This is a genomic window from Variovorax sp. GW822-FHT04A09 (genome assembly GCF_058801005.1).
This window is the reverse complement of record NZ_JBXAMV010000006.1, coordinates 194,123-208,994: the sequence shown is the minus strand read 5'-3', so window position 1 is coordinate 208,994 and position 14,872 is coordinate 194,123. Positions and strand designations below refer to the sequence as shown.

Genomic DNA, 14,872 nt, shown 5'->3' with positions numbered 1-14,872 from the left:
ATGACTGTCTACGACGCCGTCGCGAGCCGCCGCTCGGTGCGCGAATTTCTCGACCGCCCCGTGCCGGCCGACACCATTCGCCGCGTGCTGCAGGCCGCGCTGCGCGCGCCCTCGGGCGGCAACCTGCAACCGTGGCACCTGCACGTGGTGGGCGGCGAGCGGCTGGACGAACTCAAGGCCCTCATGCGCACCCGCGTGCAGGAAACGCCCGGCGGAGAAGGCAGCGAGTACGACATCTACCCGCGCGAGCTGGTGGCGCCGTATCGCGACCGCCGCTTCGCCGTGGGCGAGGCGATGTACGCACGCCTGGGCATTCCGCGCGAGGACAAGGCCGCGCGCCTGAAATGGTTTGCGCGCAACTTCCAGTTCTTCGGCGCGCCGCTCGCGCTCTTCTGCACGGTGGATCGCCGCATGGGCCCGCCGCAGTGGTCCGACCTGGGGATGATGTTGCAGAACGTGATGCTGCTGCTGCGCGCCGAGGGCCTGGACAGCTGCCCGCAGGAATGCTGGGCCATCTACCCGCAGACCATCGGCCGCTTCATCGACCTGCCGCCCGAACGCATGCTCTTCACCGGCATGGCCATCGGCTATGCCGACCGCGACAAGCCCATCGACGCCCTGGAGACCGAGCGCGCGCCGCTGGATGACGTGGCCGAGTTCATCGGCATCTAGGAAGGCAATCACCGATGGACGATTGGGAAAGCGCCTGGGCGCCGATGGTGGCGCGCGTGGGCGAAGACTTTGCGAACGGCGTGATCCGCTGGGGCGCCGACGTGATCGAGGCCGGCGCGGTGCGCCGCTATGTCGAGGTGCTGGAGTTCGACTGCCCGCTGCACCAGGGGCCCGACGCCGTCGCGCCATCGACCAGCCTCGCCAGCCTCACGCTGCCGCCCATGTGGGCCCCGGGCCAGCCGCCCGTGTTCACCAGCGACGCACGCAACGCCGAACCCGAGCGCAGCCCGCTCAAGGGCACGCGCCCCGAAGGCATGCCGCCCACCACCGCCTACATGGCGACCGACTACGAGGTCGACTACCTGCAACCCGCGCGCCTGGGCGACCGGCTGGGCCGGCGCGGCAACCGGCTCGTGCGCTGCGAACCCAAGGCAACCAAGGTGGGAAAAGGCGCCTTCACGACGTGGGAGTACGACATCGTGAACCAGCGCGAGGAGGTCGTGGCGCGCTGCCGCTTCGGCATGTACCACTACCTGCCGCACTAGCGAACAGCCCCCGATTCAGTGCGGCCTCCCGCACTGGCGCGCTGCCACCCGTGCACAGGGCACTGGGTGCTTCCCGCAGCGAAATCAAGGAGGAGGCCGCAGGCCGGGGGACATTCGCGGAGGGAAGTACCCGGTGGCCTGGGCACGCGCCCTGAACAACGAAAGCAGAGCAACAAGATGAACTGGCAAGAACAACGCCACTGGAACGAAGTCAACGAGGGCGACCCTTTGAACCCCGTGCCCTTCCCCCTCACCGTCTACCGCCTCGTGATGGCCGCCGGCGCCAACCGCGACTTCAACGCCATCCACCACAACACCGAGCACGCGCAATCGACCGGCGCCCCGGAGATGTACGCCAACGTGATGCTGCTGCAGGGCATGTGGGAGCGCGCGATTCGCGAGTACATCGGCACGGCCGGCGTGCTGCATGCCATCCGTGGCTTTCGCATGAAGTCGTTCAACACCGCGGGCGACACCGTCACCGTGCGCGGCCAGGTCGAGCGCAAGTGGATCGACAACAGCGCCGATGCCGCGCACCGCCACCGCCTCGACCTGCGCCTGTGGAGCGAGAACCGCCACGGCGTATCGGTCGGCCCCGGCCTGGCCGTCGTGAGCCTGCCGCCCTGACATCGCCCCCCCACAGAAGAACCATCGGAGACAAGACAGACATGCACAGCAGATTCACCCGCCGCCACGCCCTCGCGCTGGCCGCCGCCCTGGCCACGAGCAGCGCCTTCGCGCAGCAGCCAACCTGGCCCGACAAACCCATCCGCATGATCGTCCCCTACGCCGCAGGCGGCGGCACCGACGTGTTCGCGCGCATCGTCGCCGAGGGCCTGGGCAAGCGGCTCGGCCAGAGCGTCATCGTCGACAACCGCCCCGGCGGCAACGGGCAGATCGGCATCACCGCCGTGCAGCGCGCACCGGCCGATGGCCACACCGTGCTGTTCTCGCTCACCTCCATCATCCAGAACCCGCTGCTGTACCCCAACGCCGGCTTCGATCCGTTCAAGGACTTCGTGCCCGTGTCGGAAGCGGGCCGCCTGCCCATCGTCTTCACCGTGAGCAACAAGCTCGGCGTCGACACCCTCGATGGTTTCGTCAAGCTCGCGCGCGCCGCGCCCGGCAAGTACTCGTACGGCTCCTACGGCAACGGATCGAGCGCCCACCTGTACGCCGAGGTGCTGCAGGACGCCGCGGGCATCCAGCTGCTGCACGTGCCCTACAAGGGCGAGGCGCCGGCCATCACCGACCTGCTCGGCGGCACCGTCGATGCCGTGTTCGTCTCGGCCAAGGGGGTGGGCCCGCACGTCGCGGCCGGCAAGGCGAAGTCGATCGCCGTGGTCGGCACCGCACGCGCCCCGCTCGCAGCCGGCGTTCCCACCTTCAAGGAACAGGGCTTCGCCGGCATGGAGTCGGTCGGCTGGTTCGGCATCTACCTGCCCGCCGGCACGCCGCAGCCCATCGCGCAGCGCCTCTCGACCGAAGTGGCACAGGTGGTGCAAAGCCCCGAGCAGGCCGCGCGCATCGAAGGCCTGGGCGTGATCCCGGTCGGCAGCACGCCCGCGCAGCTCACCGCCACCATGCGCGCGGACCATGCGCGGTGGAAGCAGGTGATCCAGGCCAAGAACATCAAGCTCGATTGAGACCGCACGCCATGACACGTCTTTCCTCCACGCTCGGCATTGCGCTCGCTGCCTTGCTCGCCCTGCCCGCCGCCGCGCAACAGCCACCGGCCGACTACCCCTCGCAACCCGTCACGCTCGTCGTGCCCTTCCCCGCCGGCGGCATCACCGACAACATCGCGCGGCTGGTCGCGCAGGAACTCGGCACCGCCTGGGGCAAGCCCGTCGTCGTCGAAAACCGCGTGGGCGCCAGCGGCACCATCGGCGCCGCCGCCGTCGCACGCGCCCCGAAGGATGGGCACACCGCCCTCTTCACCATCACCACGCACGTGCAGATGCCCGCGCTGCAGCGCAAGCTCTCGTACGACGCGGTGAAAGACTTCGCGGCCGTGTCGCAGATCGGCATCTCGACCTCGGCCCTGGTCGTGACGCCCGACGTGCCCGCCAAGACGCTGGCCGAACTCGTCACGCTGCTCAAGGCCGAGCCCGGCAAGTATTCGTACGGCTCGACCGGCGTCGCGACCACCTCGCACATCTACGGCGAGCTGTTCAAGAAAGAGGCCGGCGTCGACATGCCGCACGTGCCCTACAAGGGCGCTGCGCCCATGGTGACCGACCTGCTCGGCGGCCACATCCGCGTGGCTGTGCTCGACACCGGCACCGCCCTGCCCTACCTGCAAAGCGGCAAGCTGCGCGCGCTGGCGGCACTGGGCACGCAGCGCTCGGCCACGCTGCCGCAGGTGCCGACCTTCCAGCAGGCGGGCTACGCGGGCTTCGAGCCCTATGCGTGGATTGCGCTCTTTCTGCCGGCCGGCACGCCGCAGCCGCGCGTGGACAAGATGTCGAAGGCCGTCGCCGCCATCATCGCCAAGCCCGAGCTGCAAAAGAAGATGCGCGACATGAACATCGAGCCCGTGGGCAGCACGGCCGCCGAGTTTGCCGTGGTGCTGCGCCAGGACGCCGACACCTGGAAGCGCGTGATCGACAAGACCGGCATCCGCCTGGAGGACTGATCGATGACGCCCCCTCCACTTTTTCGCGGCGCCCTCGAAGGCGTCAAGGTGCTCGACCTGTCGTCCGTGGTGCTCGGCCCGTTGGCCAGCCAGATGCTGGCCGACATGGGCGCCGACGTCATCAAGGTCGAGGCGCCGCAGGGCGACCTGGCCCGCTCGGTGGGGCCCGCGCGCCACAAGGGCATGTCGTCGCTGTACCTGTCGTGCAACCGGAACAAGCGCAGCCTCGTGCTCGACCTGAAGCAACCCGCCGCGCGCGAGGTGCTCGACACGCTGGTGCGCGGCAGCGACGTGCTCGTGCATTCGGTGCGCACCGACGCAGCGGCGCGCATCGGCATCGACGCGGCGCGGCTGCTCGAACTCAACCCGCGCCTCGTGAGCGCGCACGTCAAGGGCTTCTCGGACGAGGGGCCGTATGCGGGCCTGCCGGCCTTCGACGACATCATCCAGGCCGCCTCGGGCCTGGCGCAGCTGCAATCGATCTACACCGACGAGCCGCGCTACATGCCTGCGCTCGTGGCCGACAAGACCACGGCGCTGTACGCGGCGTACGCCATCGTCACCGCGCTGTTCCACCGCGAACGCAGCGGCCAGGGGCAAGCGGTCGACGTGCCGATGTTCGAGACCATGACCGCCTTCAACATGGTGGAGCACCTGTGGGGCCACACCTTCCAGCCGCCCATCGACGACATGGTGTACGGCTCGATCCGCTCCGGCGTGCGCAAGCCCTTTCGCACGGCCGACGGCTACATCGCACTGGTGCCCTACACCGACGCGCAGTGGCTGCGCTTCTTCGAGGTGGTGGGCCGGCCCGAGCTGCGCGAGGACGAACGCTTTGCCACGCTGGCCGCGCGCGTGCGCAACCACACGGTGGTGTTCGGCGAACTCGAACGCGCCACCGGCGCGCGCACCACGGCCGAATGGGTCGCGGCCTTCCGCCAGGCCGACATTCCGGCGATGCCGATCCAGACGCTGCAGCAGCTGCCCGACGACCCGCAGCTGAAGGCCAGCGGCCTGTGGCACGACGCCGAGCACCCGACCGAAGGCACGCTGCGTTTTCCCGGCGTGCCGTTCACGCTGTCGGCCACGCCGGGTGGTGTGCAGCGGCTCGCGCCGTCGCTGGGGGAGCACACGGACGAGGTGCTGGGGGAGTTCGGGTTCGAACGCACGGCGGTCGATGCGCTGGTGACCGCCGGCGTGGTGGCGCGGGCCTGAGGTCTATTCGAGCTTCAGGTTCATGTCCTTGATGAGCCGCGACCACAGCAGGTTCTCGCGCCTTACCGCTGCCATCAACTCACCCGGCCCTTCACCCGAAGGCTCCAACCCCAGCCCGATCATGCGTTCCTGCAGATCGGGCTGCGCCACGGCCTGGCGCACCGCGCCGGCCAGCTTGTCGATGGCCGGTTGTGGCGTGCCGGTGGGCGCGAAGAAGCCCCAGAAGCCGCCGTGCTCGTAGCCCTTGAAGCCCTGCTCGGTGAAGGTGGGAATCTGCGGCGCGAGCGGCATGCGGCGGGTGCCGAACACGCCCAGCAATTTCGCGCGGCCCGACTTCGCGTGCGGCAGCGCCTCGCCCATGGTGACGAAGCCGCCCTGCACCTGGCCGCCGAGGATGTCGATCATCAGCGGCGCGCCGCCCTTGTAGGGCACGTGCGTCATCTGCAGGCCCTCGTCGCGCATCAGCTTCTCGCCGTAGAGGTGGCCCGACGAGCCCTGCCCCGCCGAGCCGAAGCTCAGCTTGCCGGGCTGCGCCTTGGCCATGGCGACGAACTCGCGCATGCTCCTGGCCGGCACGCCCTCGCCCACCGCGAAAACGAGCAGGCCGTAGTTCGACAGCGACACGGGCGCGAAGTCCTTGAACACGTCGTAGCCGGGCTTGGCCATCAGCAGTGGCGCGAGCACGAAGGAGTTGACGGCGAACAGCAGCGTGTGGCCGTCGGCCGGCGCCTTGGCCACGAAGGACGCGGCAATGGCGCCGTTGGCCCCCGGTTTGGGGTCGATCAGCACCGGCTGGCCCAGCGGCTTGGCGATGCGTTCGCCGATGGTGCGCGCGATGCCATCGACCAGCCCGCCGGCGGCCGACGACACGATCACCTTGATCGGCTGGGTCGGGTAGGCGTCGGCCGCCTGCGCTTTCGGCAGGGCTCCGAGCGCGGGGGCCAGCAGTCCGCTCGCGCCCCATTGCGCGAATCGACGTCGTTGCAGCATGGAAGAAGTCTCCTGTTTGTTTTCTTGACGATGAAAGTCGGTCAGCCCGCCGCGCCCCACACGGCCAGCGCATCGAGCGCCTCGACCGTGCGGCCGTCCACCCGCAGCGGGTTGACTTCGAGCGAGACCAGCTCGGGGCCGAGCGCAAGCGCGGCGTTGCCGATGGCGGCCACGGCTTCGGCGATGGCGTCGCGGTCGGCCGCGGGCGCGCCGCGCCAGCCGTCGAGCAGGCGCGCACCGCGCAGCTCGGCCAGCATGTCCTTCACCTCGGCGGGCGTCACGGGCAGCAGGCGCAGGCTGGTGTCGCGCAACGCCTCGACCCAGATGCCGCCGAGCCCCACGGCCAGCGCCGGGCCCCATTGCGGATCGCGCACGGTGCCCACGAACAGTTCGAGCCCGCCTTGGCGCATCGGCGCGACGAGGATGCCGTCGATCTCGGCCTCGGGCCGCGCGGCACGCACGCGCGCATCCATCGCCTGCCAGGCGGCGCGCACCGTGTCGGCGCCCTGCAGGTTGAGCGCCACGCCGCCGACCTCGGTCTTGTGCGCGATCTGCGCCGAGGCGATCTTCAGCACGACCGGTCCGCCGATTTCTTCTGCGAAGCGCGCGGCCTCGTCGGCGCTGCGCGACAGCCGCACGGGCACCACGGGCACGCCGCGCTGCGAGAGCCAGTCGAGCGTCTCGCGCTCCGAACGCAGAGGCTGCGCGGGTGGCGTGGCCGGCACTGCAGCAGCGACACCTTGCGCGCCTTGACGCCGGCGCAGCGTTTCAGACCAGCGGCGCACCGCACCCGCCGCGCTCATCGCGTGGTGAATGCCGCAGGCGATGTGGCGGATGCCGGTTTCGGCGATGAGCTCGCGCGACCGCTCGCTCACCTGCATCACGTAGTGGCTGCAGACAATGGCGGGCACCGGGCTGGCGGCCAGCCCGCGTGCCACCTGCGCCAGCACGGCGCGGTTCAGCGGCGTGTCGTTGGCCGGCGCGTTGGGCACGTCGGCCACGACGATGGCGGCGCCCAGCGCGGGATCGCGCACCAGCGCTTCGAGCGCGTTGCCGAACAGCTCGGGCTGCAGCATGGCGGCACCGGTCACGTCCAGCGGGTTCTGCGGCGTGCCGTAGCCCGGCAGCACCTCGCGCAGCGCGGCCTCGGTGCTGGGCGCAAGCGGCGTGAGCGCCAGGCCTTCTTCCTCGGCGCGCTCGGCAAAGATCTCGCACATGCCGCCCGACATCGACACCGCCGCGAGCCCGCCGGCCGCGAAGGGCCCGGTCATGCTGGCGAAGGCGGCAGTGAACACCAGGTCTTCGATGGAACGCACGCGCATCAGGCCCAGGCGCTGGCACATGGCGTCGAACACGCGGTCATCGCCCACCAGCGAGCCGGTGTGGGCCTGCGCGGCCTGCGCCGTGATCTCGCTGCTGCCCATCTTCAGCACCACGATGGGCTTGGCCACGGCCAGCGCGCGCTCGGCCGCGGCGGCAAAGCGCTGCGGGTCGCGCACGGTCTCGGCGAACACGGCGATGGAACGCGTGTGCTCGTCGTCCACCAGGTAGTCGATGACCTCGGCGATGTCGATGTCCGACTCGTTGCCGGTCGACACCATGCGGCTCAGGCCGATGCCGTGCACCTGCGCCATGAACGACAGCTGCCCCGCCAGCGCGCCGCTTTGCGACACGATGCCCAGCGTGCCCGCCGGCAGCGGCTCGCGCAGCGAGGCGGTCCACACGGCCGAGCGGTCGACGAAGTTGACGAAGCCCAGGCAGTTCGGCCCGAGGATGCGCAGGCCGCGCGATCGCGCCTTGGCCGTGAGCTGGCGTTGGCGCTCGCGGCCTTCCTCGCCGGCTTCGGCGAAGCCCGAGCTCAGCAGCACGGCGTTGCCGATGCCCGCGCGCTGCAGGTCGGCCAGCGCGTCGTCGAGCGCGTCGGCCGGCACCATGAGCAGCGCCGTGTCGACAGGCTCGCCGATGGCCTCGGCCGAAGTGGCCGCCGCCATGCCATGAAAGCTGCCGCCGCGCCGGTTGACCGGGTAGAGCTGGCCCGCGTAGCCCAGCGTGCGCAGGCTGGCGAGCGCCGCGTTGGACCACACCGAGCGCTCGGTGGCGCCGACGAACGCGATGGCCTTGGGGTGGAGGAAGCAGTGAAGAGAAGAAGAGGAAGAAGAAGTCATGGCAGCAGGAAGGAAGGTCGGGTTCAGTCGTCGAGCTTGATGCGCAGGTCGCTCACGAAGCGCTTCTCGTCGGCGTAGGTCTTGTGCGCCCAGGCCGTGTAGGCGGGGCTGTCCATGTAGAACCTGACGTAGTCGTTCAGGTCGAGCGTGCGCAGGAACTCGGGGTCGTCCACGGCCTTGCGGAAGGCCTCCTGCAGCGCCTGCACCACCTTCGGGTCCATGCCGCGCGGGCCGGCGATGCCCCACGAGCCGTTGGCCACCACGTCGTAGCCGAGTTCCTTCACGGTCGGCACGTTCAGCCGCGTGGGCGAGCGCGCCTCGTTGAAGGTGGCCAGCAGGCGCACGCGCCCGCCCGCCACGGCGGCGCCGAAGCCGGCCTCGGAGACCGCGTCCACATGGCCGCCCATGAGCGCGTTGTACAGCTCGGCCGCGCCCTTGAAGGGAATGAAGTTGAACTTCACGCCGGCCAGCGCGGCCAGCCGCTCCATCGACACATGCGAGGTGCCGCCGCGCCCGGTGGTGCCGTACGACACCTCGCCCGGCTTGGCCTTGGCCGCGGCCAGCAGCGCGTTCAGGTCTTTCCACGGCGCGTCCTAGCGCACCGTGATGCCCAGCGTGGCGGCCGTCACGTTGGCCACGTAGGTGAAGTCGGTGGCCGGGTCGTAGCTCACCTTCTGCAGGTGCGGCAGCCGGTACAGCGAACTCAGCATGAGCGACAGCGTGTAGCCGTCGGGCGCGGCCTTGCGCGCCATGGTGGTCGGCGCCAGCGTGGCGGCCACGCCGGGCTGGTTGAGGATGACGATCTGCTGCTTCAGCTCGCGCGAGGCCGCCAGGGCCAGCGCACGCGCCTGCACGTCGGTGGCGCCGCCCGCGGGGTACGGCACCAGCAGCGTGATCGGCTGCTTGCCGAACAGGCCCTGGGCGCGCGCCAGGAAGGGCAGCGCGGTGCCCGCGGCGGCGAGCGCGGCGCCGTGGATCAGGCGGCGGCGCGCCGGGTCGGTCGGGAAGGAATGCATGGCTTGTCTCCGGTCGGTCGAACAGTCGAATCGTTCGTTCTTCGGCGATGGTCGCGCGCAGCCCTTGGCCGGTCACCGTCGCTTCGGACGACTTTGGCCGCCAGGGCGCTTTCGATCCCGTCGCTTCCGACGATGCCGGCGCGGCGCGTCCCTTCCATACTCGGCGCACAACAACGAACCGACCGACGGAGACCGCAGTCCATGGACCTCACCCAGCCCCTGCACAAGGCCCTGCAGGAACGCCCCGGCGCCACCGCCCTCGTGTGCGGCGAGCGCCGCAGCACCTTCACCCAGTTCGTCGACCGCGTGGCGCGGCTCGCGGCCGTGCTGCAGTCGCTGGGCCTGCAGAGCGGCGACCGCGTGGGCCTGCTGGCGCTGAACTCCGACCGCTACGTGGAGTACCTCTACGCCACCTGGTGGGCGGGCGGCGTGATCAACCCGGTCAACATCCGCTGGAGCGCGCGCGAGGTCGCGTACTCGCTGGACGACTGCGACACGCGCATCCTGCTGTCCGACGCGCACTTCGGCGCCGTGGCGCAGCAGCAGCGCGAACTCTCGCGCTCGCTGAAGACGCTGGTGCACTTCGGCGACGGCCCCGCGCCCGACGGCATGGCCGACGCCGAAGCCCTCATGGCGCAGGCGCAACCCGTGCCCGACGCGCGGCGCGGCGGCGCCGACCTGGCCGCCGTGATGTACACCGGCGGCACCACCGGCCTGCCCAAGGGCGTGATGCTCACGCACGGCAACCTCTACACCGGCCAGCTCTCGGCCAACATGGCCGCCACGCGCCCCGCCGAGGCCGTGGGCCTGAACATGGCGCCCATGTTCCATGTGGGCGGCACCGGCCTCACGCTGCAGCTGATGATGCGGCTGTGCACGCAGGTCATCATCCCGGCCTTCGACGAAGTGAAGGTGCTCGAGGCGATCCAGAACGAGCGCGCCAGCGAGACCTTCATGGTGCCCACCATGCTCAAGCGGCTCATCGAGCACCCGCGCTTCGGCGAGTTCGACACCACGCCGCTGCAGCTGGTGCTGTACGGCGCCGCGCCCATCGACGACGCGCTGCTGCTGCAGGCCATCGACAAGCTGCCGCGCGCGGGCTTCTGCCAGCTCTACGGGATGACCGAGCTGTCGCCCGTGGTCACCGTGCTGCCCACGTGGTGCCACCAGCCCGACCAGCCGGCCGCGCGCCGCCGCTCGGCCGGGCGGCCCGTGCCCATCGCCGAAGTGCGCATCGTCGATGCCGACGGCCGGCCCGTTCCCAACGGCACCGTCGGCGAGATCGCCGCGCGCGGGCCGATGGTGATGGCCGGCTACTGGAACAAGCCCGAGCAGACCGCCGAGGTGCTGCGGGGCGGCTGGATGCACACCGGCGACGGCGGCGTGATGGACGCCGACGGCTTCGTCTACGTGGTCGACCGGCTCAAGGACATGATCGTGAGCGGCGGCGAGAACATCTACTCGGCCGAGGTCGAGAACGCCATCACGCAGCTGCCGCAGGTGTCGATGTGCGCCGTGGTCGGCGTGCCCGACGACCAGTGGGGCGAGCGCGTGCATGCCGTGGTCGTGCTGCGCGCCGGCGAGGCCCTGAGCGCCGAGGCGCTGGTGGCGCACTGCAAGACGCTGATCGCCGGCTACAAGTGCCCGCGCAGCGTGGAGTTTCGCGAAGAGATTCCGCTGTCGCCGGCGGGGAAGATGCTCAAGTACAAGCTGCGCGAGCCGCACTGGGAAGGGCGCGCGCGCAAGGTGGGGTGACGCGCCGGCGGGTGTGTCTGGGTGTGTACGGGTGTGTTTCACCTGCTTGGGGTATGGTGGCGGGCCGCCACCTGCACCCACTGCGACATGCACCGCCGCCTCCTCGCTCTCGCCCTGCCCTGCTTTCTGCTCCTTGGCCTGTCGCCCGCCTTTGCGAACGGCAGCCTGCAGTGCGACGGCCGGCCGTACGCGGTCGAGATCCAGTTCAGCCTCTCGACCGGCCAGCTGACCGAACTGATCGTGGCGAACACCGCCTCCGATGCCGGCGAGACCGAACGCTTCAGCCTGCAGCAGCGCTTCGTCGACCATCGCCGTCAGTTCATGCGCGCGCGCGGCACCGGCCTGGACCGTCCGCAAGTGGCCGTGGCGCTGCGCGTGGCCGGCGCGACGGGCACGCTCAGCTACCGCGGCGCGCAGTACGAGCTGCGCTGCAACTGGACCGCACTGGGCTGACCCACCCTGTCGTGCGTTCCCGCTTCGCATGCCGCAAGACCGCACCCTTCTCTATGCCGGCCGCGGGTTCGAGGTGGCGCACGTGCGCCTGCACGCGCCGCAGGGGCCGGCATGGAGCGATCTGTACACCGTGGCCTCGCCGCGCGTGGTCTTCCCCATCGGGCGCACGCGGCTCGACGTGCGCGCGGGCGAGCACACCTGGCTGACCGACGCGCTCACCGCCATCCGCTTCGGCGACGCCACCGCCTACCGGCTGCGGCCCGAGACCGCGACCGTGCGGCACAGCCTCGTGGTCAGCGGCCATGCGTCGGTGAGCCCGGCCCACGGTGAAAGCGCGGCGGGCGTGAGCGTCTGCCTGCTGACGCCGCAGGCGCTGTACCGCATGCACGCGGCGCGACGCCAGCTGCCGGACACCGACAGCGCACGGGCTGCCGCGCTGGTGGCCGCGCTCGTCGCCGAGCTGGGCAGCGCGCCGCACCAGGCGCCCTGGCACGGCGCCGTCGCGCGTGCGCGGCAGCTGCTGCTGTCCGAAGGCAGCGGCCCGGGTGCGCGGCCTCCGCTCTCGCTGGACGAACTGGCCGAGGCCGTGTCGCGCTCGCCCTTTCACCTGGCGCGGCGCTTTCGCCAGCAGACCGGCCTGAGCCTGCACCAGTACCGCCAGCACCTGCGGCTGGCGGCGGCGATGGAGCGGCTGGCCGACGGCGAGCGCGACCTTGCGGGCCTCGCGCACGACCTGGGCTACTGCAGCCAGAGCCACCTGGGCGCCGTGTTCCGGCGCGCCGTGGGCGTCACGCTCGGCGAGGCCCGCCGCGTGCTCGGACCGGCCGGCGCAGCAGGCGCACGAATCTGATAGCTTTCGCGCCGCCCGGGCCACAGACTGGCCCGATGACGACATCGCCTCGCACCCTCTGGACCGGCGCGCTCGCCGCGCTGGCCGCCGCCCTCATCGGCAGCGCCTGGCAGCTGCTGTCGCGCCACGGCGTGACCGCCACCGCGCTCGGGCCGATGGACCTCGCGCTGCTGCGCTACGGCATTCCCGCGCTGCTGCTCAGCCCGCTGTGGCTGCGCGGCAGGCTCGTGCCGCCGGGTGCGTCGCGCGGCGCGCTCGTGCTGCTCGTCGTCGGCAGCGGCCTGCCCTTCGGCCTGCTGGTGCTGGCCGGCGCGCAGTGGGCGCCCGCCAGCCACATGGGCATCTTCATGGCCGGCAGCCTGCCGCTCTTCACCGCGCTGGGCGCGTGGGTCTACCGGGGCGAGCGCGTGCACGGCCTGCGCCTGCTCGGGCTGGCCGGCATCGCCGTCGGCATGGCCGTGTTCGCGGCAGGCAGCTTCGGCGAGGGTTTGCGGCAACAGCACTGGCGCGGCGACCTGCTCTTTCTGCTCGCGGCCTTGCTGTGGACCGTCTACTCCCTGGCCTTCGGCCGCTGCGGCATGAGCGCGTGGCAGGGCGCGGCCTTTGTCAACGGCGCGTCGACCCTGCTGCTGTTGCCGCTGCTCTGGCTCGCCGGCCCGCCGCGACTGTTCGCCGCACCATGGACCGACATCGCGATGCAGGCCGCAGGGCAAGGCGTGGTCGCCGGCCTGCTGGGGCTGGTGGTCTACGGCGTGGCGATCACGCGGCTGGGCGCCGCACGCGCCGCGCTGTCGTCCGCGCTGGTGCCTGTGCTCACCACGCTCGGCGCGGCGTGGTGGATGAACGAGCCCGTCACGCGCCCCGCGCTGCTGGCGCTGTCGTTCGTGGTGCCCGGCGTCGTGCTCGCGAGCGGCGCGTTGCGGTGGCGGGTGCCGGTGCCACGCGACAACGAACGACAGGCCCCGGGGCAGAATGCGGCCGCGTCCTTGCCCACTTCCGAAAGCACTCGCCCATGAAGGAAAAGATGAATCGCCTTCGCACCGCCGCGCTCGTGGCAGCCTCGTTCGCGTCGCTCTTCGCCTTCTGCGGCGCGGGCTGGGCGCAGCGACCGGAGCCGCAGCAACAGCCACAAACACAGCAGCAGCCGGTGCAACGCAGCGTCGTGCGCGTGCCCACGCCCTTCGTCGAGAACGGCGCGCCCGTCACGCTCGAGATGGTCATCTACAAACCCGACGGCGCCGGCCCGTTCCCCACCGTCGTGTTCAACCACGGCTCCACCGGCATCGGCAACGACCCGGCCTTGTTCAAGCAGACATGGGCCCCCGAGCGAACCGCCCGCTGGTTCACGCAGCGCGGCTGGCTCATCGCCTATCCGCAGCGGCGCGGACGCGGCCAGTCGGACGGTCTGTACGACGAGGGCTTCACCGCCAAGCGCGAGCACTACAGCTGCGAGCCCGCCATCGCCCTGGCCGGCTTGGACCGCGCCGTGGCCGACCTCGACGCCGCCGTCGCATGGCTGCAGCGCGACCCCGACGTCGACACCCGCCGCATGGAAATCGCAGGCCACTCGCGCGGCGGCATCCTCGCTGTTGCGTATGCGGGCCTGCACCCCGACATGTTCCAGGGCGTCATCAACTTCGTCGGCGGCTGGATGGGCGACAAGTGCCCCGGCAACGCCGCCGACGCCATCAACCCCGCCACCTTCCGCCGCGGCGCGGCCTTTGCCAAGCCCACGCTGTGGCTCTACGGCGAGAACGACCCGTTCTACGCGATGTCGCACAGCCGCAAGAACTTCGAAGCCTTTCGCGACGCAGGCGGCAAGGGGCGCTTCGAGAGCTTCACGCTGGAGGCCGGCATGAACGGGCACGGGCTGATTGCGCAGCAGGGGCTGTGGGGGAAGACGGTCGAGGCGTATCTGGCGGCACCGTGAAGTAGTGCGCCAGCGGTGATCGGGAGCGCCTGCGCTGCGGCCATGTCCGTGGCTATACTGCGCCGGTCACGTCCACACAGGGCGTGATCGGGATTGGCGTCCCGATGAAATCACTGCGACGTAAAAGCCGCAGCCACCCCGCAGGGTCTGCGGCTTTGTCGTTCGTGCCTCCTTCCTGTTTAGGCGGCTCGATGGGCGGGCGCGAGCCCGGCCGGTTTCACGCAAGTGGTTTCCCGGTACGCCAACCCGTCGAGCTGCCGCCCTCAATTGGCGTTGGGTGCGTCGGTTTCAGCAAACCGAAACCCTTGGAGGCCATTCATGGCTGCATCTGCATCTCCCCGCGCGTCCGCGCACGCGTCTTCGCTTCCTGCGTCTTCTGAAGAAACCGCCAGTGCCGAATCGCTCGCGCTGCAGGCGTGTGATGACGTCGACAGTCTTCATGCGGTGCAGCGGGCCTACGCGTGCATCGAGAAGCTCATCGTTCCGCAGCGTGTGGGGGATACGGAAGAAGTCTTTCCGACGCGTACGGAATTGGGGGCGTTGGTGCGGCTGGTGAATGAGGAGTTGCTGCGGCGGATCGAAGCCGCCGATGCAACGACTCAGTCACTGCGTGCCGTTGTTGAAGGCGGTGTGCGATAGGCCG

Annotated in this window: 14 protein-coding genes and 1 pseudogene; 12 read left to right on the top strand and 3 right to left on the bottom strand. The window is 70.6% G+C overall.

The window, feature by feature from the left end; all coding sequences use genetic code 11:
- From AC1RLW_RS26610 to AC1RLW_RS26585, 6 genes are all read left to right on the top strand, one after another.
- The gene (locus AC1RLW_RS26610; RefSeq protein ID WP_354344798.1) at positions 1-672 is read left to right on the top strand and encodes a nitroreductase; all 672 of its coding nucleotides are present in this window, start codon (positions 1-3) and stop codon (positions 670-672) included.
- Positions 673-686: 14 nt separating this feature from the next.
- On the top strand, positions 687-1,217 hold the full coding sequence (locus AC1RLW_RS26605) for a hotdog family protein (protein WP_070062794.1): 531 nt from the start codon (positions 687-689) through the stop codon (positions 1,215-1,217).
- 177 nt (positions 1,218-1,394) lie between these two features.
- Positions 1,395-1,844: a hotdog family protein gene (locus AC1RLW_RS26600; RefSeq protein ID WP_493195699.1), complete on the top strand. Its 450-nt coding sequence runs from the start codon at positions 1,395-1,397 to the stop codon at positions 1,842-1,844.
- Positions 1,845-1,885: 41 nt separating this feature from the next.
- Entirely contained in the window at positions 1,886-2,863 is a 978-nt protein-coding gene (locus AC1RLW_RS26595; protein ID WP_493195698.1) for a Bug family tripartite tricarboxylate transporter substrate binding protein, read from the top strand.
- An 11-nt stretch (positions 2,864-2,874) separates the two neighbouring features.
- Positions 2,875-3,855, top strand: a complete 981-nt coding sequence (locus tag AC1RLW_RS26590; protein WP_493195697.1) for a Bug family tripartite tricarboxylate transporter substrate binding protein — start codon at positions 2,875-2,877, stop codon at positions 3,853-3,855.
- 3 nt (positions 3,856-3,858) lie between these two features.
- Positions 3,859-5,070, top strand: coding sequence for a CaiB/BaiF CoA transferase family protein (locus AC1RLW_RS26585; protein ID WP_493195695.1), 1,212 nt, complete (start codon positions 3,859-3,861; stop codon positions 5,068-5,070).
- A 3-nt stretch (positions 5,071-5,073) separates the two neighbouring features.
- Here the strand turns inward: AC1RLW_RS26585 and AC1RLW_RS26580 are convergent, their stop codons facing one another.
- From AC1RLW_RS26580 to AC1RLW_RS26570, 3 genes and pseudogenes are all read right to left on the bottom strand, one after another.
- Positions 5,074-6,060: a Bug family tripartite tricarboxylate transporter substrate binding protein gene (locus tag AC1RLW_RS26580; RefSeq protein ID WP_493195694.1), complete on the bottom strand. Its 987-nt coding sequence runs from the start codon at positions 6,058-6,060 to the stop codon at positions 5,074-5,076.
- Between the two features lie 41 nt (positions 6,061-6,101).
- Positions 6,102-8,225 carry an acetate--CoA ligase family protein gene (locus AC1RLW_RS26575; protein ID WP_493195693.1) on the bottom strand — a complete coding sequence of 708 codons (2,124 nt, stop codon included), beginning with the start codon at positions 8,223-8,225 and terminating at the stop codon, positions 6,102-6,104.
- A gap of 23 nt (positions 8,226-8,248) precedes the next feature.
- Positions 8,249-9,241, bottom strand: a pseudogene (locus AC1RLW_RS26570) (tripartite tricarboxylate transporter substrate binding protein).
- A 201-nt stretch (positions 9,242-9,442) separates the two neighbouring features.
- On the opposite strand from AC1RLW_RS26570, the gene AC1RLW_RS26565 reads away from it, so the two are divergent.
- From AC1RLW_RS26565 to AC1RLW_RS26540, 6 genes are all read left to right on the top strand, one after another.
- Complete coding sequence (locus AC1RLW_RS26565) at positions 9,443-10,996, top strand: long-chain-fatty-acid--CoA ligase (protein WP_493195692.1); 1,554 nt, start codon at positions 9,443-9,445, stop codon at positions 10,994-10,996.
- A gap of 87 nt (positions 10,997-11,083) precedes the next feature.
- Positions 11,084-11,449 (top strand): hypothetical protein, encoded by a 366-nt coding sequence (locus tag AC1RLW_RS26560; RefSeq protein ID WP_369645227.1) that lies wholly within the window; start codon positions 11,084-11,086, stop codon positions 11,447-11,449.
- 28 nt (positions 11,450-11,477) lie between these two features.
- On the top strand, positions 11,478-12,299 hold the full coding sequence (locus tag AC1RLW_RS26555; protein ID WP_493195691.1) for a helix-turn-helix transcriptional regulator: 822 nt from the start codon (positions 11,478-11,480) through the stop codon (positions 12,297-12,299).
- A 35-nt stretch (positions 12,300-12,334) separates the two neighbouring features.
- On the top strand, positions 12,335-13,315 hold the full coding sequence (locus AC1RLW_RS26550; RefSeq protein ID WP_493195690.1) for a DMT family transporter: 981 nt from the start codon (positions 12,335-12,337) through the stop codon (positions 13,313-13,315).
- Between the two features lie 8 nt (positions 13,316-13,323).
- On the top strand, positions 13,324-14,229 hold the full coding sequence (locus AC1RLW_RS26545; RefSeq protein WP_493195689.1) for an alpha/beta hydrolase family protein: 906 nt from the start codon (positions 13,324-13,326) through the stop codon (positions 14,227-14,229).
- A 318-nt stretch (positions 14,230-14,547) separates the two neighbouring features.
- Positions 14,548-14,868 (top strand): hypothetical protein, encoded by a 321-nt coding sequence (locus AC1RLW_RS26540; RefSeq protein WP_070062804.1) that lies wholly within the window; start codon positions 14,548-14,550, stop codon positions 14,866-14,868.
- The last annotated feature ends 4 nt before the right edge of the window (positions 14,869-14,872 follow it).